This window comes from Pseudomonas sp. UFMG81, from assembly GCF_015354575.1.
In the GTDB taxonomy this organism is placed as follows: Bacteria; Pseudomonadota; Gammaproteobacteria; order Pseudomonadales; family Pseudomonadaceae; genus Aquipseudomonas.
The window spans coordinates 113080-137106 of sequence record NZ_JACAFQ010000001.1; the positions used below are offsets into that span (position 1 = coordinate 113080).

A 24027-nucleotide genomic window follows, 5' to 3' on the forward strand; every position below is an offset into this window, starting at 1 on the left:
GCCCTGACTGAGCTGGGCGACGTAGTCGATCAGCTGGCGGATCGGCTCGACCAGGCTGCGATTGATCAACCACAGGCTCAGCAGCCCGACCAGCACGGCCGAGGCCAGCATCACCAACACGCCGAGCCACACCGTGCGCTCGGCGCCCGCATTGATCACCTCGGCACGGTCACGGGCGTCGCTGCGCAGTTGCTCGACCAGCGCGCTCATCTGGTCGCTGGTGGCGCGGTCGACACCCTTGACCGCCACATCACCCGCCACGGGGTCACCGCCGGCGGCCAAGAACGCCTGGCGGCCCTGGGCATAGGCCACCCCCAGTTGCTGGTGGCTGGCCTTGAGCTGCTCCAGGCGCCCCTTGAGCGCCGGATCGCCGCTGGCGATGAGTTGCCCAAGCAATTGCTGCACTTGCTGCTCGCGGGCCTGGAATTGCTGCCAGTACTTGTCCAGTTCGGCCGGCTGACGCCCGCGCAGCAGCACGTTCTTCCACTCTTGCACCTGGATCTTGAACTGCAGGTTGGCTTCGTCGATCAACTGCGACGCCTGCAACGGCCCGTCCACCAGCTGGGCATAGCCGCGCACGCTGGACGACAGGAACTGGAAGCACACCAGGGCGATCAGCAACATCGCTGCCAGGCTGCCGCCGAGCAAGGTGAGGATCTGGACTCTGAGGGATTTACGCAACATCGCGGATCTCGGAACAAGGGGAAGGAAGCGGGCGCCTGGGCGCCGCCGACTAAAGACATCCTTGTCCTCGATCGCAGGCCAAAAAAAAGCTGCCATCGGTTGATAGCAGCCAGGTCAAGCACACACGCTAAAGCTGTGTCAGATACTCTCAGGCAATTGCTACAGAATTGTTACAAAACAGCGACAACACTGCTCGTAATGACCTCATCACTGGCAAATCGCAGCGGCGAACCGCAGCGCCCTGTCGGAGCAACTGTCTTGCACGTGTATCTGTAGGAGCGGCCTTGTGCCGCGAAAGGGGTGCGCAGCGCCCCCAGGATCTCGAATACACCTCAAGATCGCCGGGGCCGCTTTGCGGCCCTTTCCCGGTCACTCAACCCTGCCAACGCTGAACTGCAATGCCGCCAACCGCGCGTACAGTGGGCTTTCCTCGATCAACTGGGCATGCGTGCCCACCGCCACCAGGCGCCCCTGGTCGATCACGGCAATGCGGTCGGCGTGCTGCACCGTGGCCAGGCGGTGGGCGATCACCAGGGTGGTGCGCCCGGCCATCAGTTGCGGCAAGGCTTGCTGGATCAAATGCTCACTCTGCGCATCAAGGGCGCTGGTGGCTTCGTCCAGCAACAGGATTGGCGCATCCACCAGCAGCGCCCGGGCGATTGCCAGGCGCTGGCGCTGCCCACCGGACAGGCCCACGCCACCCTCCCCCAGCGGCGTCTGGTAACCCTGGGGCAACTGGGTGATGAATGAATGGGCATGGGCAGTGCGCGCCACCGCCTCGACTTCGGCCAGGCTGGCCTCGGGGCGCCCGTAGCGGATGTTCGCCTCCACCGTGCCACGGAACAACGCCGGCTGCTGGGCCACCAGGGCGAACTGGCGGCGCAGGTCGGCCGGCGCCAGGCCGGTGATGGGTTGCCCGTCGAGGTAGATACCACCTTGCTGCGGATCGTAGAACCGCAGCAAAAGATCGAACAGCGTCGATTTCCCGGCCCCCGACGGCCCCACCAGCGCCACCGTCTGCCCAGGCAGGACATGCAGGCTCAGGCCGTCGATAGCAGCTGGCGTTGGCCGTGACGGATAGGCAAAACGTACCTCACGCAGCTCCAGGTCACCACGGGCACGCCCGCCCGGCAAGCTGCCCGCGTCACTGGGCGTGAGGATCGCGCTCTGCGCCGCCAGCAGCTCGGCGATGCGTTCGGCAGCGCCAGCGGCCCGTTGCAGCTCACCGATCACCTCGCTCAAGGTACCGAAGGCGCTGCCGACGATCAGGCTGTAGAACACGAAGGCCGCCAGCTCGCCGCCCGAGATGCGCCCGGCGATCACATCCATGCCGCCCACCCACAGCATCACCCCCACCGCCCCCAGCACCAGTACGATCACCAGGGTGATCAGCCAGGCACGCTGGGCAATGCGCCGCCGCGCCACGGCGAACGCGGCCTCTACGGTGTCGGCAAACAGCACCTGGTCGCGCGCCTCATGGTTGTAGGCTTGCACGGTCTTGATCTGGCCAAGGGTTTCGGCGACATAGCTGCCAACATCAGCCACCCGGTCCTGGCTCTGCCGCGACAGGCTGCGCACCCGCCGGCCGAACAGCAGGATCGGCGCCAGCACCAGCGGCAGGGCCAACACCACGATGCTGGTCAGCTTGGGGTTGGTGATGAACAACAAGACCACCCCGCCAATCACCATCAGCGCGTTGCGCAGGAACATCGACAACGACGAACCGATCACCGATTGCAGCAAGGTGGTGTCGGCCGTCAGCCGCGACTGGATCTCCGAGCTGCGGTTATCTTCGAAGAACCCGGGGTGCAGCCCCAGTAGATGGTCGAACACCGCACGCCGGATATCGGCGACGCAGCGCTCGCCGATCCACGACACCAGGTAGAAACGGCTGAACGTGCCCACCGCCAGGGCCAGCACCAGCAGCAGGAACAGGCCGATGGTCTGGTTGAGCTGGTGCAGGGAGCCCGTCATGAAACCCTGGTCCACCAGCAGGCGGATACCCTGGCCCATGGACAAGGTGATGGCGGCGGTGACCACCAGTGCCAGCAAGGCCAGCAGCGCTTGGCGACGGTAGGGACGCAGGAACTGCCAGCCCAGCCGCAGGGCGCGGCGCTGGCGGGAGGAAATCGGTTCAGGCATGGCGGCATGGGTTCATCGGGAAGATCGGCCAAGCCTACCACCGGTCGGCCGCACTGGAACTCATGCAACACCGCCAGCGTCGCAACCCAGGCATGCGCCGCCGCAGTGCAGGGGCTATGACCTTTCGTTCTAAAGGGGTTCTGGAGCTTTGCCACGCTTTCTGGTGGACTGTTACTGTCGTGACGCCCAGGGACGCTGTCACAGGCCGGTCACGGCGCAGCGCTAGTTTGACGCTGTTACCTGATGAGGAGACTGGATATGAGCTTGCAACATGGCAACGAGACACATAAAGCCCCGAAGCAACCGCAACCCCAGGTGTGCGGCTCGCTGATCGATGCCCAGGGCCGCGAGGTCCCGATCACCGAGAAGATGATCCAGAAGGCCTGCCAGGATCTTGAAGAGAGCCGGGTCGAGAAAGTCCGCAAGGGCTGATAACAAGAATTCATTGCAACCCGGCGCATGCGCCGGGTTTTTATTGGTGGGTCTGCCCTAGCGTAAGCAACAAGGGCTCTTCAGCTTACCGCTCCCACAGATTCCAGGAAGGCAGCACACCGCGTCATTCCTGCACCGCGCCCAACGCACTCACCAACTGCGCCAACTGCGACGCCTCGCCGTGTATCCGCACCGCCAGCCCCTCGATCTCGCGCCTTACCGGGTAGTGCTTGCGCAGCAGGTCGAACGCCGCGCGCTGCTCGGCCGGATCGTCGCTCAGGCTGCGGCGAAAATCGGCATCGTCGCGGCGTGGGTCATACACGGCTCGGCACAAGGTGGCCAACGCCCAGGCAGGGTCGGTACTGGCGTCCAGTTCGATCCGCGCCAGTGCCGGCGCGGGCAGCAGGTCCGCCAGGCGCACCTGCTCGGGTTCGCCACGCCAGCGGCAGAACGCCTGGTAGATCTGCGCCGTGCCGCGCTGCTTGCCGTCCAGGCTGTAGCCGGCGATATGCGGGCTGGCCAACGTGCACAGGTCGGCGAGCTGCAGGTCCACCTGCGGCTCGCCCTCCCACACGTCGAGCACCGCATGTACATCTTCGCGGTCGAGCAACAGCTCGCGCAGGGCGGCGTTGTCCACCACCGGGCCGCGGCTGGCGTTGATCAGCCAGGCCCCGGGGCGCAACCGCGCCAGGCGCGGCTGGTCGAGCAGGTGCCAGGTCGGGTGTTCGCCAGCGCGTTGCAGCGGGGTGTGCAGGCTGATCACGTCGCACTGTTCAAGAACGGTGTCGAGGCTGACGAAGTCGCTGCCTTCTCGCGCCTCGCGCAGCGGATCGCACACCAGCACCTTCCAGCCCAGGCCGTGCAGCACCCGCACCAGGCGGCCGCCCACTTCACCCGCGCCGACCACGCCATAGACCCGCGTGGCTAGGTCGACGCCGTCGAGCTCGGCCAGGGTCAGCAAGCTGCCCAGCACGTAGTCCACCACGCCACGGGCGTTGCAACCGGGCGCGCTGCTCCAGTGGATGCCGGCCTGGGCGAAATAGTCGAGGTCGAGATGATCGGTGCCGATGGTGCAGGTGCCGACGAAACGTACCCGGCTACCCTCGAGCAGTTGCCGGTCGACCTGGGTCACCGAGCGCACCAGCAGCACGTCGGCGTCCTTGACGCAGGCGGCGTCGATGGCCCGGCCGGGGTAGCGGCGGATCTCGCCGAACCCGGCGAAGAAGGCATCGAGCAGCGGGATATTCTCGTCGGCAACAATCAGCATGGCGCTCTCCTGTCAGGGGAGCGCAGTGTAGCGCGATCACAGGCGGCTCAGTCGGCCTTCTTGCGGATCCAGTACAGGTAGGTGCCGGCTTCTTCCTGCTGGCCGATCAGCTCATGGCCGAGGAAGTTGCAGAACTTGGGGATGTCGCGACGGGTCGAGGGGTCGGTGGCGATCACCTTGAGCACGCCGCCGCCCGCCAGGTTGCGCACATGGGTGTGCAGCATCATCACCGGTTCCGGGCAGTTCAGGCCGGTGGCGTCGAGGATCGCGTCGTGGGTGAAATCGGTCATGAAAGGCTCCGCAAAATGTTCGTCATTGTGGCGCACCTTCCCCGTAGGAGCCAGCTTGCTGGCTCCTACGGGGACGGCGTGACCGATAAGTTCAACGTGGTTTCAGGTCCAGCCGGCGCAGGTGGCAGGTCACTTCCTCACGGTCGTGGTACAGCTGCTTGCAAGCGATCGACACCTTCACCTTGCGCGCCTTGAACCCCGCCTCGATACGCTCGAGCAGCTTGCGCACCTCGGCATGGCGCTGCTTCATCGGCAGCTTGAGGTTGACCACCGCCTCACGGCACAACCCCTCGCCCAGCCAGGTCTCGATCAGCGACGCGGTGCGTGCGGGCTTCTCGACGATGTCGCAGACCATCCAGTCCACCGTCTGTTTCGGTTTCCAGGTGAAACCGTCGGCCATCAGGTGGGTGACCAGGCCGGTGTCCATCAGGCTTTCGGCCATCGGGCCGTTGTCGATGGCGGTCACCAGCATGCCGCGCTTGACCAGCTGGTAGGTCCAGCCGCCGGGCGCGGCCCCCAGGTCGACACCGGTCATGTCGTCGTTCAGGCGCTGGTCCCACTGCTCGCGGGGGATGAACTGGTGCCAGGCCTCTTCCAGCTTGAGGGTCGAGCGGCTGGGCGCCTCGCGGGGGAACTTCAGGCGCGGGATGCCCATCGGCCACAGCGCCTGGTTACCCGCTTCGGCCTGGCCCAGGAACACCCGCCGGCCACTGATGAAGGTCAACAACAGGCGCGGACGCTGTGCGTCGTCGACCAGCCGCCCGGCCTTCTCCAGCGCCTTGCGCAATGGCACTTCGAACTTGCGGCAGAACGTCGACAGTTCCTTGCCGTCGTTGGTGTCGAGCACCTCCAGCCACAGGCTGCCGAACACCGGCAGCTCGGCCAGGTGTTCGAGCAGCACGCTGATGCGGTCGGTCTCGGGCAGCTCGATGTAGCTGCCGCGCGCCCACTGGCGCGGGAAGATCAGCTGGTCGAATCGCATTTCACGCATCAGCCGCGCGGCACCGTCGGGCTCGCTGCAGACGAATTCGGCGCAGGCGCTGTTTGGCTTGCCTTTGGCATAGCCGGCCACGCCCAGGTGGGCGGCGTGTTCGCTGATTTCGGCGCAGACCTCGCCCTCGAAGCCGGGCCGGCAATGCATGAACAGGGTATTCATTTCTCACTCCACATCACTGGCGCAGGTGGCGCCAGGGCGGCGAATGATAAAGGAAGATCGGAACCGGCGACACGCCCCACCTGTCCAGAATCAAGTCGGGCCGGACAAAGCGGTCTAACCTGACGGTTCAGCCAGGTCCGTGCCGTGCGGACCGATCCAGAGCGGTGGCACCGGCCCCAAGCGAATGCCGGGCCACCGGAGCACAAGGAGTTGTAAATGCCCTCGCTCGATAGCCTGAAGACCCTCAAGACGCTGCCAGTGGGCGGCGCGACCTACCACTATTTCAGCCTCGCCGAGGCCGCCCGCCAGCTCGGCGACCTGCAGCGCCTGCCGATGTCGCTCAAGGTGCTGCTGGAAAACCTGCTGCGCTGGGAGGACGGCAAGACTGTCACCGGCGATGATCTGCGGGCCCTGGCCGCTTGGCTGCAGGAGCGCCGCTCTGACCGCGAGATCCAGTACCGCCCGGCGCGGGTATTGATGCAGGACTTCACCGGCGTGCCGGCGGTGGTCGACCTGGCCGCCATGCGCGCCGCCATGCAAAAGGCCGGTGGCGACCCGCAGCGGATCAACCCACTGTCGCCGGTGGACCTGGTGATCGACCACTCGGTGATGGTCGACCGCTACGCCAGCCCTGCCGCCTTCGCCGAGAACGTCGACATCGAGATGCAACGCAACGGCGAACGCTACGCCTTCCTGCGCTGGGGCCAGAGCGCCTTCGACAATTTCCGCGTGGTACCGCCGGGCACCGGCATCTGCCACCAGGTCAACCTGGAGTACCTGGGGCGCACGGTCTGGACCCGCGAGGAAGACGGCCGCACCTACGCCTTCCCCGACACCCTGGTTGGCACCGACTCGCACACCACCATGATCAACGGCCTCGGCGTGCTCGGCTGGGGCGTGGGCGGCATCGAGGCCGAGGCGGCCATGCTGGGCCAGCCGGTGTCGATGCTGATCCCCGAGGTGATCGGCTTCAAGCTCACCGGCAAGCTGCGCGAAGGCATCACCGCCACCGACCTGGTGCTGACGGTGACGCAAATGCTGCGCAAGAAGGGGGTGGTGGGCAAGTTCGTCGAATTCTACGGCGACGGCCTGGCCGACCTGCCACTGGCAGACCGCGCCACCCTCGCCAACATGGCGCCGGAATACGGCGCCACCTGCGGCTTCTTCCCGGTCGACCAGGTGACCCTTGACTACCTGCGTCTCTCGGGCCGACCTGAGCCGGCGGTGCAACTGGTCGAAGCCTACTGCAAGGCACAGGGCCTGTGGCGCCTGCCGGGCCAGGAGCCGCTGTTCAGCGACACCCTGGCGCTGGACATGAATGATGTGCAAGCAAGCCTCGCCGGGCCCAAGCGCCCACAGGACCGGGTCGCCCTCGGCGAGGTTCGCCAGGCCTTCGATCACTTCATCGAGCTGCAGCCCAAGCCGCTGGCCCGCGAGGTCGGCCGCCTGGAAAGCGAAGGTGGCGGTGGCGTGGCGGTGGGCAACGCCGACCAGGCCGGCGAGATCGACTACACCCATCAAGGCCAGACCCACACCTTGCGTGACGGCGCGGTGGTGATCGCCGCCATCACCTCCTGCACCAACACCTCCAACCCCAGCGTGATGATGGCCGCCGGGCTGGTGGCGAAAAAAGCCATCGAGAAAGGCCTGCAACGCAAGCCGTGGGTGAAGAGCTCGCTGGCGCCGGGGTCGAAGGTGGTCACCGACTACTTCAAGGCCGCCGGCCTGAGCCTCTACCTCGACCAGCTGGGCTTCGACCTGGTGGGGTATGGCTGCACCACCTGCATCGGCAACTCAGGCCCGTTGGACGAGGCCATCGAGAAGGCCATCGGTAGCGCCGACCTCACCGTCGCCTCGGTGCTTTCGGGCAACCGCAACTTCGAAGGCCGGGTGCACCCACTGGTCAAGACCAACTGGCTGGCCTCGCCTCCGCTGGTGGTGGCCTACGCCCTGGCCGGCAGCGTGCGCACCGACCTGACCAGCGATGCCCTGGGCACCGGCAAGGATGGCAAGCCGGTGTACCTGCGCGATATCTGGCCAAGCCAGCAGGAGATCGCCGAAGCCGTGGCCAAGGTCGAGACCGGCATGTTCCACCGAGAATACGCCGCGGTGTTCGAAGGCGATGCCCAGTGGCAGGCGATCGCGGTACCCCAGGCGGCGACCTACGTCTGGCAGGACGACTCCACCTACATCCAGCACCCGCCGTTCTTCGACGACATCGGCGGGCCGTTGCCGAAAATCGTCGATATCCAGGGTGCACGCATCCTCGCCCTGCTAGGCGACTCGGTGACTACCGACCACATCTCCCCTGCCGGCAACATCAAGGCCGACAGCCCGGCCGGGCGCTACCTGCGCGACAAGGGCGTGGAGCCGCGCGACTTCAACTCCTACGGTTCGCGCCGGGGCAACCACGAAGTGATGATGCGCGGCACCTTCGCCAACATTCGCATCCGCAACGAAATGCTCGGAGGTGAGGAAGGCGGCAATACTCTGTATGTGCCCACAGGCGAGAAGCTGTCGATCTACGACGCAGCCATGCGCTACCAGCAGGACGGCACGCCCCTGGTGGTGATCGCCGGGCAGGAATACGGCACCGGCTCCAGCCGCGACTGGGCCGCCAAAGGCACTAACCTGCTGGGGGTCAAGGCGGTGCTGGCGGAGAGTTTCGAGCGTATCCACCGCTCCAACCTGGTGGGCATGGGTGTGCTGCCATTGCAGTTCAAGGCCGGTGATGACCGCAAGCGCCTGGGACTGACCGGCAAGGAGCGCATCGATGTGCTGGGGCTGACGGCTGCGCAGATCCGCCCGGGCATGAGCCTGCCGCTGCGCATTACCCGTGAAGATGGCCAGCAACAACAGATTGACGTGCTGTGCCGGATCGACACCCTCAATGAGGTCGAGTACTTCAAGTCTGGGGGGATCCTGCACTATGTGCTGCGGCAGTTGATCGCAAACCGCTAGCGATAGACCCCAGGGGCGCACTGCGCCCCTTTCGCCGGCAATCCCCACATCTTGCGCGGTCTCTGTAGGAGCGGCCTTGTGTCGCGAAAGGGGTGCGCAGCGCCCCCAGGATCTCGATTACACCTCATGATCGCCGGGGCCGCTTTGCGGCCCTTTCGCGACACAAGGCCGCTCCTACAAAATGCTGCGCAAGACAGTTGCTCCCACGAAGAATGTGCGACGCTTTTTTTGCCGTAGGAACCGGCAAGCCTGCGAACCGCTTGATCCGATTCAACAGAGGTGTCCTGAGGCGCAGTGGATGAGTCCAACCCCCCATGGACTCATTGGCATAAGGAATTCACCATGCCCCTCTCCCACTGCATTGCCCTGCTCGCGCTCACCCTCGGCTACCTCTTCGCCCTTGACTACGGCAGCCTCGGCCTGGCCGCCCTGCCAGCGCTGCTGGCGTTGGCCTGCACCGGCGTGTTGGTGCGACGCCGGGTACGCTGGCAACAAACCCTCGGCCATGGCCTGTTCATCGTGCTCGCCGCCGCACTGGCGCTGCACTGGCTACCCGGTTTCAACAGCGCCAAGGTCATCGACAAGGCCGTGTTCAGCCCAGGTGCCGTACCCTTCTCGATGTACCTGAACCTGGACAAGCCACTGATCGGCTTCTGGCTGCTGCTGGCCTGCCCATGGCTGGTAGTGCTGCGCGGGCGCGGCCTGGCGCCGAGCCTGGCGCTGATCCTGCCCTTGACCCTGCTCGCCTGCCTTGGTGGCGCCTGGAGTTTGGGGCTGGTGGGCTGGGCACCGAAATGGCCTGACCAGGCCTGGGTGTGGCTGCTGAACAACGTCCTGCTGGTCAGCCTGACCGAGGAGTTGTTGTTCCGCGGCTATATCCAGGGCGGCCTGCAACGTCTGTTCAGGCATGAGGGCCTTGCGTTGCTGGCGGCCGCGCTGCTATTCGGCCTGGCCCACCTCGGTGGCGGCTGGCAATGGTTCTACCTCGCAACCCTGGCTGGCGTGGGTTACGGCCTGGCTTATCGCCATGGCGGGCTGGCGGCCGCGGTGCTCTGCCACGCCTGCGTCAACCTGGCGCACTTCGCCGGCTTCAGCTATCCGATGCTGGCTCTTGGTTAAGCAATCGGTCATGATCCGACCTGTTCGTCATCAAACATAACGAAAACTGCAATCTTGGCGGCAACTTACGCGATTTTGCCGGCTTTTGCTAAAGCAACTGCCAGGCGCGCGTGTTGCGCCAGATCAATGCCAGTTAAATATCCATTCAATAAAACCAGAGGCTTGCCGATACCCGTCGAAAGCCTTGCGGATTGAACAGCCAATGCGTAACAACCAGCCGATTACCCAGAGAGAACGGACTTTCCCTGCCCAGCAGCGGTTGATCTCCACCACCAACGCCAAGGGCGTGATCACCTACTGCAACGACGCCTTCATCGAAATCAGCGGTTTCTCCCGCGAAGAACTGATGGGCGCGCCGCACAACCTGGTGCGCCACCCCGACGTGCCGCCCGCCGTGTTCGCCCACATGTGGCAGACCCTCAAGCAGGGCCTGCCGTGGATGGGTATCGTCAAGAACCGTTGCAAATCGGGCGACCACTATTGGGTCAACGCCTACGTCACGCCGGTGTTCGACAACAACCAGGTGGTCGGCTACGAATCGGTGCGGGTCAAACCGACTGCCGAGCAGATTCGCCGCGCCGAAGGGCTGTACCAGCGCATCAACCAGGGCAAGTCGGCCATTCCGCGCCGTGACAAGTGGCTGCCGGTGCTGCAGGACTGGCTGCCGTTCATTCTGGTCAGCCAGGTGGGCTTCCTGATCGGCAACTGGCTGGGCCACTCCTGGGGCTTCGCCCTGGCCGCCGGCCTGTCGGTACCGCTGGGCCTGCTCGGCCTGAGCTGGCAGCAACGCGGCCTCAAGCGCCTGCTGCGCCTGGCCGAACAGACCACCTCCGACCCGCTGATCGCGCAGATGTTCACCGACAGCCGCGGCGTCCAGGCTCGCCTGGAAATGGCCATGCTCAGCCAGGACGCACGGATGAAGACCTGCCTGACGCGCCTGCAGGACAGCGCCGAACAGCTCAGCGACCAGGCACGCCAGTCCGACGCCCTCGCCCACCAGAGCTCTTCGGGCCTGGAGCGCCAGCGGGTGGAAACCGAGCAGGTGGCCGCCGCGGTCAACCAGATGGCCGCCACCACGCAAGAGGTGGCCAGCCACGTGCAGCGCACCGCCGACGCCACCCAGGAAGCCAATCGCCTGACCAGCCAGGGCCGCAACATTGCCGGCGAAACCCGTGACGCCATCGAGCGGCTGTCGGCCGCCGTCGGTGAAACCGGGTTGACCGTCACGCAACTGGCCAAGGACAGCGACGAGATTGGTGGCGTGGTCGACGTGATCAAGGGCATCGCCGACCAGACCAACCTGCTGGCACTCAATGCGGCCATCGAAGCGGCCCGTGCCGGCGAGATGGGCCGCGGTTTCGCGGTAGTCGCCGACGAAGTTCGCCAGCTGGCCCAGCGCACTGCCGAGTCCACCGGGCAGATCCATGGCCTGATCGCCAAGCTGCAGCAGACCGCCAACAACGCGGTGCAGACCATGGAAACCGGCCACCGTCAGGCGCAGGAAGGCGTCGAGCGAGTGATGGAAGCCGACCAGGCGCTGGTGGGCATCAGCGAAGCGGTGGCCAATATCACCGACATGGCCACCCAGATCGCCGCCGCCACCGAGGAGCAGACCGCGGTGGCTGAAGAAATCAGCCGCAACATCAGCACCATTGCCGACCTCGCCGACCAGACCGCCGGCCAGGCGCAGCGCTCGGCACTGCTCAGCGAGGAGCTGACCAGCACCGCTGGCACGCAATACTCGCTGGTGGAGCGGTTCAACCGCTGAGGCGACCTGAACCCATCGCGGGGCAAGCCCGCTCCCACAAGTTGGGAGCGGGCTTGCCCCGCGATGGGTTTACCAGTCCAGCTTCAAACGGCTTTCGAATGAGCGCTCTTCGCCCGTCAACGGGTCCTCGAAGCGTAGACTGTGGGCCAGCAGTTTCAGTGGCCTGTCGTAGTCATCCTGCTCATCGAGCAGCTGCGGATAAAACGGGTCGTTGCAGATCCCTGCCCCCAGCGCCGCCATGTGCACCCGCAACTGATGGGTCTTGCCGGTTACCGGCGACAGGCCATAGCGCCACAGATCACCCTTCTTCTCCAGCACACGCGCATGGGTTTCGCTGTTGTCGGCCCCTTCCACTTCATGCATGCGGAAGAAGGGCTCGCCATGCACCAGGCGGCTACAGTGCACCAACGGGAAGTCATGCTGCGGCATCGCTGCGGCGATGGCCTGGTAGTGCTTGTCGATACGCCGCTCGGGGAACAACCGCTGGTAGGCGCCACGCGATTGCGGGTTGGCGGAGAACAGCACCAACCCGGCAGTGTGCCGATCGATGCGGTGCAGCGGCACCAGGTGCGGGTTGTCCAAGCGGCGGATCAGGCGGCGCAACAAGGTCTGCTCGACATACTCGCCCGTGGGTGTCACAGGCAGGAAATGCGGCTTGTCGGCCACCACCAGGTGCTCATCCATGTGCAGGATCTGTTCTTGCACCGGAATCGGCTTTTCGTTGGGCACTTCGCGAAAGTAATGCAGGCGCATGCCTTGGCGGTAGGCCAGGTCCACGGCAACCGGTTGCCCCTGCGCATCCAGCACCCGGCCACGGGCAAAACGGTCAAGCCATTGCTCACGGTCGATAGCCTTGAAGTGATCGCACAGGCAATCGAGCACCGTCGCCCATTGGCCTGGCGGCAGGCATACGGTGCTGGCTTGCTGGCGGGCGGGGTCGAAAGGCGTGGTCATCTTCAGGCTCTGCGGATCAGGGCCGGGCATTATCCCCCAGCCCGCGCCCCTCAACCAGCCTCGCAGGCTGGCTCGCAACGCGCCTTCAGCCAGCGCAGCACCTGTACCGCGTCCCAGCGGCTGGGGTCGTACAGCGCGTAGCTCAGGCCCTGGTAGCCCACCACGTCAAGCGGGCGGTGGAAGCCGGCGCGCTGGAACAACGCCTCGATCTCGGCAAAACAGGTATTGAAGTGGACCTTGCCGAAGGGCGTGTGCTCATCGGTGACGATGCCATCGAGGCGTAGCTCCAGCACCGCGTCGCACACGCGCTCCGGCGCCATGTGGTTGATGCTGTACTTGAGTTGCTCGACATTGAGCATGGCTTCACCTCGATACTGTATTTATATACAGCATACGGAGCGCATCACACTGCCGTCAATGTGCGCCTCAATCGAGGAAGCTGACCACTTGCTCGGCATCGAAGGGCCAATGCAGCTCGGCACCGCTATCGCGACGGCGCAATACCGGGATGATCAGGCCGTAGCGCTCGTACAACGCTTCGCTCTCGGCGATATCGACCAGCTCGACCAACAGGCCGTGGTCGACGAATGGCATCAGCACGGCCTCGGCCACTTCGCACAGATGGCACCCGACGGTACCGAACAACTGGCATTCAGGGAGCATGGACGGACCCGAAAATCACAGGAAAGGGATGCTTATTCTAGGTCCAGCCCACGCATTGCGCACTTGCCCTGAATCAATCCTGGCTGGTCGCGCCGATGCGGTGCAGCGAAAGGTCGGCGCCCTGGAACTCCTGTTCATGGCTCAAACGCAGGCCATGTACCGCCCGGATCAGACCATACACGGCAAAACCGCCGGCCAGCGCCACCAGTACCCCGGCCAGGCTGCCCAACAACTGACTGGCCAGGCTGACACCGCCCAGCCCGCCCAGCGCCGCCTGGCCGAACACCCCGCAGGCGATACCACCCCACACGCCGCACAGGCCGTGCAGCGGCCATACACCGAGCACATCGTCGATCTTCCAGCGATTTTGCGCCGCCGTGAAACTCCAGACGAACAGCACGCCCGCCACCAGGCCGGTGGCCAACGCGCCAATCGGGTGCATCAGGTCGGAGCCGGCGCACACCGCCACCAGCCCGGCCAACGGGCCGTTGTGCAAGAAGCCCGGGTCGTTGCGCCCTGCCAGCAGCGCCGACAGCGTGCCGCCCACCATGGCCATCAGCGAGTTGATCGCCACCAGGCCGCTCACGCCCTGAAGCGTCTGCGCGCTCATGACATTGAAGCCGAACCAGCCGATGATCAGGATCCACGACCCCAGCGCCAGGAACGGGATGCTCGACGGTGCGAACGCCACCAGCCGACCGTCGCGATAGCGCCCACGCCGCGCCCCAAGCAGCAGCACCGCCGCCAGCGCCAGCCAGCCGCCCATGGCATGCACCACCACGGAGCCGGCGAAATCATGGAAGGGGGCGCCGAAGCGTGCCTGTAGCCAGGCCTGCACGCCGAAATTGCCGTTCCACACCACCCCTTCGAAGAAGGGATAGACGAATGCCACGATCAGCGCCGTGGCACACAGTTGCGGGGCGAACCGTGCACGCTCGGCGATCCCACCGGAAATGATCGCCGGAATCGCCGCAGCGAAGGTCAGCAGGAAGAAGCATTTGACCAACGCATAGCCATGGTCCTGGGCCAATGCCGCCGCAGGCTGCATGAAGTTCACGCCATAGGCGATCCAATAGCCGATGAAAAAGTACACCAGTGCCGAGACGGCGAAGTCACTGAGGATCTTTGACAATGCGTTGACCTGGTTCTTGTGGCGCACGGTGCCAACTTCCAGGAAGGCGAACCCCGCGTGCATGGCCAGCACCAGGATGGCGCCCATGAGGATGAACAGAGTGTTGGAGCCATGGACCAGGGAGTCCATCGCGCTGTGCATGTGTTCCATGAAGTGGCAGACCTGCAAAAAGGCACCAGGACAGTTCAAGAACCGGCATCCCTGCACCGTATCGGTGCCAGGCACCTGCCCTGTTTCGGTGAGCTGGGCGGTGCCTGCGTGGTTTTTTCTTGGGTTTGTCGTGGATTGGGTTAAGGTTTATCGGGATTCGCACGAAGGGCGCACGGTTTCAGCGCGTGCCTCGGCGAGTCCGCCCCAGGTTTTAGCAAGCGCCGTACCAGCACATCGTGCTGAACCTTCCGCTCGCCCCGTCACTCGAAATAGCCACACACATTCACAGGGAGAGGCCCATCCATGGCCAGCAAATCGGCAAAGACTGCACAAGACATCCTGATGGCTGACTTCCAGGCACTGGTTCGCGACACCGAGAAACTGCTCGCCGATACCGCCAACCTGGCGGGCGAACAGGCCGACGAGGTGCGCGAGCAGATCCACGAACGCCTCGCCCAGGCCCGCGAAACCCTGCAACTCACCCAGGACTCGGTGCGCCAGCGTGGCCAGGCAGCACTGGGCAGCGCCGAGCAGTACGTGCAGGAAAACCCCTGGCAGGCGATCGGCATCGCCGCGGGTGTCGGCCTGCTGATCGGCCTGCTGGCCAAGCGCTGAGGAACGCCCATGGAAAACGACGCCATTGGCGCCGGCGCTTCCGGCAGGCGCCTGGGCGCCGCCCTGCTGGGGCTGCTGCACAGCCATATCGAGTTGTTCGGCATCGAGTTGCAAGAGCAGAAAGCCCGCACGCTCAGCCTGCTGCTGTTCGCCGGGCTCGCGCTGGTCTTCGCCCTGCTGCTGCTGACTGCCTTGTCCGGGCTGCTGCTGGTGCTGCTGTGGGACAGCTATCGGTTGGCCGGGATCATCGGCCTGTGCATCTTCTACGGGGTAGCCGCACTGTATTGCGGCCTGCGCCTGAAGGCCGCGGTGTTCGATGAATCCTCCCCCTTCAACGCCACGCTCGAAGAGTTGGCCAAGGACCGGGAGCGCCTGCTGCCATGAGCCTGCCCGAACTGCCTGACACCCGGAACCCACGGGAGCTGCGCAAGGCCCTGCTGCGCCTGCGCATGGAGATGCATCGCCAGCAGATTCGCCACGAGTCCGCCCAGATGCTCGAACCGGCACGCCGCCTGCGTGGCATGGGTGCCTCGTTCGGCGAAGGTCTGGGGATCAAGCACGGCTCGCTGTGGGGCATCGGCGCGGTCGTCGCGCTGGGCTTTCTCACCGGCAAGGGCGTGCGCAGTGGCAACCTGGCGCGCCTGATCCGTGTCGGCACCAGCCTCGTCCCGTTGCTCCGCCTGTTCATGGGTAGCGCTCGCCGCCCTTGAAGCTCCGCGTGCCCGCCGCTTGCGCGGGCACGCAAGACACCGGAAGCTATGGCGACCCACCGACAGGAGAATCCGCCTTGGACTGGCAAACCCTGCTGACCCGCGAGCGCTTGGGCAAGGCCCTGTACAGCCCCGAGGAGCTTGGCCGCAGCCCCTACCACAAGGACCACGACCGGGTGATTTTCTCCGGCGCCTTCCGCCGCCTGGGGCGCAAGACCCAGGTGCATCCGGTCACCAGCAACGATCACATCCATACGCGCCTGACCCACTCGTTGGAGGTCAGCTGCGTAGGCCGTTCGCTGGGTATGCGTGTGGGCGAAACCCTGCGCGACGACCTGCCGGACTGGTGCGCGCCCAGCGACCTGGGGATGATCGTGCAGTCAGCCTGCCTGGCCCACGACATTGGCAATCCTCCCTTCGGCCACTCCGGCGAGGACGCCATCCGCCACTGGTTTCAGCAGGCCGCGGGGCGCGGTTGGCTGGACGACATGAGCGACGACCAACGCGCCGATTTCCTCAATTTCGAAGGTAATGCCCAGGGCTTTCGCGTCCTAACCCAGCTCGAGTACCACCAGTTCGACGGGGGCATGCGCCTGACCTATGCGACGCTCGGCACCTACCTGAAGTACCCGTGGACCGCCCGCCACGCCGATGCCCTGGGGTACAAGAAACACAAGTTCGGCTGTTACCAGAGCGAGCTCCCCCTGCTAGAGCAGATCGCCGGCAAGCTCGGCCTGCCACAACTGGAGCATCAACGCTGGGCTCGCCACCCGCTGGTCTACCTGATGGAGGCGGCCGATGACATCTGCTACGCGCTCATCGACCTTGAAGATGGCCTGGAGATGGATCTGCTGCAGTACGCCGAGGTCGAGGCGCTGCTGCTCGACCTGGTTGGCGACGACCTGCCGGAAACCTACCGCCAGTTGCGCCACGACGATTCTCGACGGCGCAAGCTGGCAATCCTGCGCGGCAAGGCCATCGAGCACCTGACCAACGCCGCCGCCCAGGCCTTCGTCGAACAGCAGGAAGCCCTGCTTGCCGGTCAGCTGGTGGGCGACCTGGTAGAGCACATGCACGGCCCGGCACAACGCTGCGTGCTACGGGCCAAGGACATGGCACGCAAGAAGATCTTCCAGGACAAACGCAAGACCCTGCACGAAATCGGTGCCTACACCACACTCGAGATCCTCCTCAACACCTTCTGCGCTGCTGCGCTGGAGCAGCACGGCGGGCGCACGCCCTCGTTCAAGAGCCAACGCGTGCTGGACCTGATTGGTAACAACGCCCCCGACCCCTGCGGATCGCTGCATGCCGCGTTCCTGCGCATGATCGATTTCATCGCCGGCATGACCGACAGTTATGCCAGCGAAATGGCCTGCGAAATGACCGGACGCTCCAGCTCGACTTGAGCGATGACCGCAGTGACAGCCTGCGACATGCCATCGCCACTACCTGCTGTAAGAGTATTCTCACAACTGGCAGCGCAAACTAAACATCAACGCCTACACGCCCCATCAATCTATAAAAAGGTAACCATCGCGGCCAAAACTCCATATTGCTCGTAGCACCAAATCTTCATTGCCGTAAGGAATTTCCTATATAAAGGATTTGACCTATTCTTCCCTGCCCGTCGACTTTCAACTGAGCTAATGTGCCGACTCTTTCCGACTCGCCGCATGGAATGTTGAACATGAACACAGTATTTATCGTCGACGATCATCCCGTCATTCGCCTGGCTGTGCGGATGCTGCTGGAAAACCAGGGGTATAGCGTGGTGGGTGAGTCGGACAATGGCGTCGATGCCATGCAGATGATTCGCGAGACCCGCCCCGAGCTGGTGATTCTCGACATCAGCATCCCCAAACTGGACGGCCTTGAGATGCTGTCGCGCTTCCAGGCCATGGCCATTCCGCTCAAGGTACTGGTGCTGACCGCGCAATCACCCGCGCTGTTCGCCATCCGCTGCATGCATTCGGGTGCTGCGGGCTATGTCTGCAAGCAGGAAGACCTGGGCGAACTGCTCAGTGCCATCAAGGCCGTGCTTTCCGGCTACAACTACTTTCCCAGCCAGGCACTTGCGCCCACCCACAACAACTGCAACCACGAACTTGAACTGTTCCGCCAGGTCAATGACCGCGAACTCATGGTGCTGCAACTTTTTGCCCAAGGCCGTTGTAACAAGGAAATCGCCAAAGGCATGTTCCTTAGCAACAAGACTGTCAGTACCTACAAGAAACGACTGATGCACAAGTTGCGGGCCAGCACGCTGGTGGAACTGATCGACGTCGCCAAGCGCAACGCACTGGTTTGAGGTCATGATGTGGAGGTACCTTGTAAATTCGCTGCTATGCCTGTGGCTGGGCGCTCCCTTGCACGGCGCCTGTGTGTCCTTCGACGAGGGCAAGACCTACACCCTGCTCAGCCGCTCATCCCCGACAGCGACGCCCCCTGTGCTGACAGCCGCCCAGCGTGCCTGGCTCAGGGGCAGGCACGAGCTGGTGCTGGGCACTTCGGCGCCCGACTACCCCCCATTCGACATTGCCACTGGCGGGCAGGAATACCAGGGGTTGACAGCCGGCTACGCTGGCCTGGTCGGCAACGCCCTCGGCCTGCCGGTGCGGGTACAGCGCTTCCCCAGCCGGCCGGCAGCGGTCGCGGCGCTCAAGAGCGGGCACATCGACTTGCTCGGTAGTGCCAACGGCTACGAGGCGACCACCGAGGGGTTGGTGCTTTCCCATCCCTATGCCGTCGATCAGCCCGTGCTGGTTACCCGCGAGGACGAAAGCCGCGCCCTGGACACGGGCCTTGAGGGCATGCGCCTGAGCACGCTCTACCACTACCTGCCACCGGAAGAAATCCACGCCAGCTACCCCAAGGCCGAGCTACTGACCTTCGAGTCCTCTACTCAGGCATTGAACGCCGTGGCCTTCGAGCAAGCCGATGTGTTCATCGGCGACACCATCTCCACCCACTACCTCATCAGCCAGGGGCATTTGCCACGCCTGCGCATGGCCAACTTCGGCAAGCCCAAGGCCGTGGGCTTCAGCTTTGCCGTGCGCGGAGACGATCCTGTGCTAGTGGACCTGATCAACGCCGCGCTCGATGCGCAGGCGCCCGCGACCCGCAATGATATTTTCAAGCGCTGGAGCGCCAGCAGCGGCAACCTGTTGACGGATCGCAAGCTGCAATTGACGCCTCACGAGGAACAATGGTTGAGCGGTCATCCGGTCATGCGCGTGGTGGTCAACGATACCGCCGCGCCGCTCACCTTTTACGACAGTAATGGGCGCTTGCGTGGCATTGTCGCCGACCTGCTCGAACTCATTCGCCTGCGTACCGGCCTACGCTTCGAGACGATCCGTGCCAGTGGCGATGGCGATATGATCAACCAGCTCGAGAATGCGCGCGCCGACATCATCGCCACGCTTTCCACTGACACTCGCCGGGCCGGGCCGCTGCAAGTCAGCAGGCCGTACCTGGAGAGCGCCTATGTTCTTGTCAGCCGCAGCGGCGCCGACCAGCCCACCACGCTGGCAACACTCAAGGGCAAACGGGTGGCGGTCCCTCGCGACAGCAGCGTGACCACAATGCTGACCGCCGACCACCCAGGCATCCACCAGGTCGCCACCGAAAGCACCTTCTACTCCATGGCCCTGCTCGGCAGCGGCGCGGTGGATGCCGCGGTCGCCACGCTGATCGACGCCAACCACATGCTGGCCAGCAACGACAGCCTGGCGATACGCAGCACCGTCGGTACCGAGCCTGCGACGTTCTCGCTGGCGACCCTACCCCAAGCCAGCGAACTGGGCTCGATCCTCGACAAGGCATTGCTGAGCATCTCCCCGGAAGAGCTTGGGGTCATCAACAGCCGCTGGCGCGACCATGGCGTGGCGGATGACGCCTACTGGCGTGGCTACCGTCGAGTGATCCTGCAAGTGGTCGCGGCCATCGGCATGCTGCTGGTCCTGACCCTGGTCTGGAATGCCCGGCTGCGGCGCCAGATCAAACAGCGCCAGCGTGCCGAGCGGGCACTGAACGACCAGTTGGAATTCATGGGCGCGCTGCTCAATGGCACGCCTCACCCGATGTACGTCCGCGACCGCGACGGCCGCCTGAAAAGCTGTAACGACAGTTACCTGCAGGCCGTCGGCGCCAGTCGCGAGCAGGTCATCGGCAAGCGCTTGCAAGATTCGCGCTTCAGCGTCTGCGAGTACACCCAGCAGATCCAGGACGACTACAACCGGGTGATGGCCGAAGGCAAACCCCTGATTCTCGACCGCCCCTTACGATTAAAGGACAGGGAACTGACCCTCTATCATTGGATTCTTCCCTACCGCGACTCCCTGGGTGAAATGCAAGGCATCATCGGCGGCTGGATCGACATCAGCGAGCGCCGCGACCTGGTGCAGGACCTGCGCCTGGCCAAGCAGCAAGCCGACGATGCCAACCGGGCCAAGAGCACGTTCCTGGCGACCATCAGCCATGAAATACGAACCCCCATGAACGCCCTGATCGGCATGCTTGAACTGGCCCTGCGACGTGCCGAACAAGGCCAGCTCGATCGCCCAGCCCTGGAGATCGCCCATCACTCGGCGACCGACCTGCTGGGCCTGATCGGTGACATCCTCGACATTGCCCGCATCGAGTCCGGGCATCTGTCCCTCGCCCCGGAGCCCGTAGACCTTGCCGCATTGGTCGAGTCGGTGGGCCGGGTATTCGACGGCCTGGCCCGGCACAAGGGCCTGACCCTGGAGGTGAGGATCACCGATGAGGCACGCTGCCATGCGCTGCTCGACCCGCTGCGTTTCAAGCAGGTGCTGTCCAACCTGGTCAGCAATGCGATCAAGTTCACCGAGCAGGGCCAGGTGCGTATCAGCATCAAGCTCGGCAGCAACGGTACCCCACCCTCCCCGACCCTGGAACTGGAGGTGCGCGACACCGGCATCGGCATCCACGAGCAAGACCTGCAACGCTTGTTCACGCCGTTCATGCAGGCCAACCCCTACAGTGACGAGGCCCGCGCCGGTACCGGCCTGGGGCTGGTGATCAGCCGTAACCTGTGCACGATGATGGGCGGCGAGCTGACCTTGCAAAGCCTGCATGGCGTGGGTACGCGGGTGCGACTGGTCATGCCCGTGCAACGCGTTGCCCCGGTCGCCTCCTCGCCGCTGCTCGCCAGCGCCATCGAACGCCCCGATGGGCGGCTGAAAGTGCTGGTGATCGACGATCACCCCGCCAACCTGCTGCTGATGGCCCAGCAATTGAGCTATCTCGGGCTACGCCAGGATAGCGCCCGCGATGGTCGAGAAGGGTTGCGCAAATGGCGCGAAGGTTGCTTCGACGTCATGATCGTCGATTGCAACATGCCGCAAATGAACGGCTACGAACTGGCCAGGACCGTGCGCACGGAGGAGCAGTTGCACAGCAGGCCGCGTTGCATCCTGCTCGGCTACACCGCCAACGCACAGCCCGAGGTACGCCAGCAATGCCTGGATGCCGGGATGGACGACTGCCTGCTCAAGCCCATTGGCCTGCAGTTGCTCGGGCAACGACTGACGGCCATTTCCCGCGGTACCAGGCCGTGCAGCAAAGGCTGCGGCAAGCACGGCCACCGCTTCGACCTCGACGGTCTGAGCGCCATCGTCGGCGACAACGCCAGTGATCGCGACCGCATCCTCGGTACGCTGCACCTCAGCCTGCGACAGGACCTGGAGATCCTGATGAGCATCGACCCGCAAGAGCATGCCGACGCGCTCTACGCCCAGGCACACAAGATCCTCAGCGCGGCACGGATGCTGGAGGCCAGGTCGTTGATTCTCGCTTGTCAGGCATTGGAAGGGCCAGGGTTGCCGCTGATGGAGTTGAAGCGGCGCCGGCAGGCGCTGGCGCGGCACATGCGCCGCGTGGAGAAGGCCCTGGCCAGGCAGCTGGGCCACCTGGCCGAGGCAGGCTGATACGGCACCGGCAAGGGTGCCGCCAGCGGATCAGGAAGCCGGGTTGATCGGCTTTTCCGGATACCAGGCGTCCAGCAGCGGGCTGACTTCGATAGTGGTCAGCTCGTTGCGGCCCTTGAGCCAGGCTTCGACGGCAGCGCGCTGCTCCTCGGTGACCGAGCCGCGTTCAGCCTTGCAGACCAGGCCGAAATCATCGCCACCGACATAATCCAGGCCATTGGCATCCATGGCTTCGGCGAGGAAGGCATCGAGGAAGGCATCGATGGCTTCATCGGACAGGTCTTCCTTGAAGCCCAGGTTCAGTTCGAAACCCAGCTCCTGGAATTCATCCACGCACAGTTTTTTGCGCAGACGACGGGAACGGTTGGTAGCCATGAAACAATCCTCTCAAGTATTTACGCGCGGCACTTTACCAGTTTCCGAGGCAGTTCGGCGCATTTGTGTCGAACGGGGCGCATACACTGTGCGCTTGGGGCATAATGCGCATTCGTTTTCGTGCTGGGGCCATCATTCTTACAGCCCCATGTTCTTTTTCCCTCGCCTGCAGGGTTCTTATTTCTATGATCAAGACGCTCCGCCCACTATTGCTCGCCGGCCTGCTCCTGCCACTCGCGCTGCCCAGCCAGGCTGCGGCCGTCAACACCAGCTTGCCGGCCAAAGTGCAACAGGCCCTGAAAAACAACAAACTTCAGGACAGCGCCCTGTCGCTGGTGATGCTGCCGCTCGACGGCCCTGGTACCGCGACGGTATTCAACGCTGACGTTTCAGTGAACCCTGCCTCGACCATGAAGCTGGTCACCACCTACGCCGCGCTGGAGCTGCTGGGCCCCACCTTCCAGTGGAAGACCGAGTTCTACACCGATGGCACCCTGAGCAACGGCGTGCTCAACGGCAACCTCTACCTCAAGGGTGGCGGTGACCCCAAGCTGAACATGGAAAAGCTCTGGCTGCTGATGCGCGACCTGCGCGCCAACGGCGTGCGCACCGTCACCGGCGACCTGGTACTGGACCGCAGCCATTTCGTGCAGCCCAACCTGCCGCAGTTCAATGACGATGGCGGCGACGAGAACAAACCCTTCCTGGTCAAGCCCGACTCGCTGCTGGTCAACCTCAAGGCCCTGCGCTTCGTCGCCCGCAATGATGGCGGCAAGGTGACCATTGCGGTGGAACCGCCCATCGCCAGCATCCGCATCGACAACCAGGTCAAGGCGGTAGCGAGCAAACAGTGCACCGGCGATGTGCGTTACAACCCGGTGATGCAGGCCGACGGCGTAAGCGTGACCGTCAGCGGCCAACTGGGCGAGGGCTGCAACTCGCAGACCTACCTGTCGCTGCTCGACCACCCCACCTATGCCGCTGGCGCCGTGCGCGCCATCTGGAACGAGCTGGGCGGCAGCATCCAGGGCCGCGATCGCGTCGAGAACGTGCCCAAGAGCGCGCGCCTGCTGGCCCGGGCCTTCTCCCCCGACCTGGTGGAAGTGATCCGCGACATCAACAAGTACAGCAACAACACCATGGCCCAGCAGCTGTTCCTGAGCCTTGGCGCGCAGTTCCGTACCGACGCCGACGGCGACGACGCCCGCGCCGCCCAACGCGTGGTGCGCCAGTGGCTGGCCAAGAAAGGCATCACCGCACCGCACCTGGTGATGGAGAACGGCTCCGGCCTGTCCCGCGCCGAACGGGTCAGCACCCGCGAGATGGCAGCACTGCTGCAGGCTGCCTGGAAGAGCCCGTACGCCGCCGAGTTCATCAGCTCGATGCCACTGGTGGGCATGGACGGCACCATGCGCAAGCGCCTCAAGCGCACGGCGATGAGCGGCGAGGCCCACATCAAGACCGGTACCCTCAACACCGTGCGCGCGATCGCCGGCTTCAGCCGCGACAGCAACGGCAACACCTGGGCGGTCGCCGCCATCCTCAACGACCCCAAACCCTGGGGCGCCTCGCAGGTGCTGGACCAGGTGCTGCTGGACCTGTACCGGCAGCCGAAGCTGGCGGGTGGGACGGTGGGCGTTACGCCCTGATCCAGG

20 protein-coding genes and 1 pseudogene are annotated in these 24027 nt (G+C 64.5%); 11 read left to right on the top strand and 10 right to left on the bottom strand.

Annotated elements, in window-relative coordinates; all coding sequences use genetic code 11:
* Nucleotides 1–780, bottom strand: a pseudogene (locus tag IX761_RS27465) (methyl-accepting chemotaxis protein); the annotation flags it as partial.
* Nucleotides 781–1053: 273 nt separating this feature from the next.
* The gene (locus IX761_RS00530) at nt 1054–2826 is read right to left on the bottom strand and encodes an ABC transporter transmembrane domain-containing protein (protein ID WP_194787616.1); all 1773 of its coding nucleotides are present in this window, start codon (nt 2824–2826) and stop codon (nt 1054–1056) included.
* Between the two features lie 258 nt (nt 2827–3084).
* Here IX761_RS00530 and IX761_RS00535 point away from each other — a divergent pair, with 258 nt between their 5' ends.
* Entirely contained in the window at nt 3085–3258 is a 174-nt protein-coding gene (locus IX761_RS00535) for a PA1571 family protein (RefSeq protein ID WP_194787617.1), read from the top strand.
* A 124-nt stretch (nt 3259–3382) separates the two neighbouring features.
* Here IX761_RS00535 and pdxB read toward each other — a convergent pair whose 3' ends face one another.
* The 3 genes from pdxB to rlmM form a co-directional block, all read right to left on the bottom strand.
* The gene (gene pdxB, locus IX761_RS00540; RefSeq protein ID WP_194787618.1) at nt 3383–4525 is read right to left on the bottom strand and encodes a 4-phosphoerythronate dehydrogenase PdxB; all 1143 of its coding nucleotides are present in this window, start codon (nt 4523–4525) and stop codon (nt 3383–3385) included.
* 47 nt (nt 4526–4572) lie between these two features.
* A complete protein-coding gene (gene tusA / locus IX761_RS00545; protein WP_194787619.1) occupies nt 4573–4815 on the bottom strand; it encodes a sulfurtransferase TusA in 243 nt (80 codons plus the stop codon).
* A gap of 91 nt (nt 4816–4906) precedes the next feature.
* A complete protein-coding gene (rlmM, locus tag IX761_RS00550; protein ID WP_194787620.1) occupies nt 4907–5971 on the bottom strand; it encodes a 23S rRNA (cytidine(2498)-2'-O)-methyltransferase RlmM in 1065 nt (354 codons plus the stop codon).
* 216 nt (nt 5972–6187) lie between these two features.
* Between rlmM and acnA the strand changes: the two genes are divergently transcribed.
* From acnA to IX761_RS00565, 3 genes are all read left to right on the top strand, one after another.
* Nucleotides 6188–8932, top strand: a complete 2745-nt coding sequence (gene acnA, locus IX761_RS00555; RefSeq protein ID WP_194787621.1) for an aconitate hydratase AcnA — start codon at nt 6188–6190, stop codon at nt 8930–8932.
* 342 nt (nt 8933–9274) lie between these two features.
* Nucleotides 9275–10051, top strand: a complete 777-nt coding sequence (locus IX761_RS00560) for a CPBP family intramembrane glutamic endopeptidase (protein WP_194787622.1) — start codon at nt 9275–9277, stop codon at nt 10049–10051.
* Between the two features lie 202 nt (nt 10052–10253).
* Entirely contained in the window at nt 10254–11819 is a 1566-nt protein-coding gene (locus tag IX761_RS00565; RefSeq protein WP_194787623.1) for a methyl-accepting chemotaxis protein, read from the top strand.
* Between the two features lie 69 nt (nt 11820–11888).
* Here IX761_RS00565 and IX761_RS00570 read toward each other — a convergent pair whose 3' ends face one another.
* The 4 genes from IX761_RS00570 to IX761_RS00585 all read right to left on the bottom strand — a co-directional run bounded on the left by IX761_RS00570 (nt 11889) and on the right by IX761_RS00585 (nt 14718).
* Complete coding sequence (locus tag IX761_RS00570) at nt 11889–12773, bottom strand: pseudouridine synthase (protein WP_194787624.1); 885 nt, start codon at nt 12771–12773, stop codon at nt 11889–11891.
* Between the two features lie 50 nt (nt 12774–12823).
* Nucleotides 12824–13132 (bottom strand): transcriptional regulator, encoded by a 309-nt coding sequence (locus IX761_RS00575; RefSeq protein ID WP_194787625.1) that lies wholly within the window; start codon nt 13130–13132, stop codon nt 12824–12826.
* Nucleotides 13133–13199: 67 nt separating this feature from the next.
* Entirely contained in the window at nt 13200–13436 is a 237-nt protein-coding gene (locus IX761_RS00580; RefSeq protein WP_194787626.1) for a glutaredoxin family protein, read from the bottom strand.
* 73 nt (nt 13437–13509) lie between these two features.
* Nucleotides 13510–14718, bottom strand: coding sequence for an ammonium transporter (locus IX761_RS00585; protein WP_194787627.1), 1209 nt, complete (start codon nt 14716–14718; stop codon nt 13510–13512).
* 303 nt (nt 14719–15021) lie between these two features.
* Between IX761_RS00585 and IX761_RS00590 the strand changes: the two genes are divergently transcribed.
* From IX761_RS00590 to IX761_RS00615, 6 genes are all read left to right on the top strand, one after another.
* Nucleotides 15022–15333: a DUF883 family protein gene (locus IX761_RS00590; protein ID WP_194787628.1), complete on the top strand. Its 312-nt coding sequence runs from the start codon at nt 15022–15024 to the stop codon at nt 15331–15333.
* A gap of 9 nt (nt 15334–15342) precedes the next feature.
* Nucleotides 15343–15717, top strand: coding sequence for a phage holin family protein (locus tag IX761_RS00595; protein WP_194787629.1), 375 nt, complete (start codon nt 15343–15345; stop codon nt 15715–15717).
* Complete coding sequence (locus IX761_RS00600; RefSeq protein WP_194787630.1) at nt 15714–16043, top strand: hypothetical protein; 330 nt, start codon at nt 15714–15716, stop codon at nt 16041–16043. Before IX761_RS00595 ends, IX761_RS00600 begins: the two co-directional genes overlap by 4 nt.
* A gap of 77 nt (nt 16044–16120) precedes the next feature.
* The gene (locus IX761_RS00605; RefSeq protein ID WP_194787631.1) at nt 16121–17452 is read left to right on the top strand and encodes a deoxyguanosinetriphosphate triphosphohydrolase; all 1332 of its coding nucleotides are present in this window, start codon (nt 16121–16123) and stop codon (nt 17450–17452) included.
* Nucleotides 17453–17733: 281 nt separating this feature from the next.
* The gene (locus tag IX761_RS00610) at nt 17734–18354 is read left to right on the top strand and encodes a response regulator transcription factor (RefSeq protein WP_194787632.1); all 621 of its coding nucleotides are present in this window, start codon (nt 17734–17736) and stop codon (nt 18352–18354) included.
* Nucleotides 18355–18361: 7 nt separating this feature from the next.
* Nucleotides 18362–21997, top strand: coding sequence for an ATP-binding protein (locus tag IX761_RS00615; RefSeq protein WP_194787846.1), 3636 nt, complete (start codon nt 18362–18364; stop codon nt 21995–21997).
* 30 nt (nt 21998–22027) lie between these two features.
* Here the strand turns inward: IX761_RS00615 and IX761_RS00620 are convergent, their stop codons facing one another.
* Entirely contained in the window at nt 22028–22372 is a 345-nt protein-coding gene (locus IX761_RS00620) for a YggL family protein (protein ID WP_194787633.1), read from the bottom strand.
* Nucleotides 22373–22557: 185 nt separating this feature from the next.
* Between IX761_RS00620 and dacB the strand changes: the two genes are divergently transcribed.
* On the top strand, nt 22558–24021 hold the full coding sequence (gene dacB / locus IX761_RS00625; RefSeq protein ID WP_194787634.1) for a D-alanyl-D-alanine carboxypeptidase/D-alanyl-D-alanine-endopeptidase: 1464 nt from the start codon (nt 22558–22560) through the stop codon (nt 24019–24021).
* Nucleotides 24022–24027 lie beyond the last annotated feature (6 nt).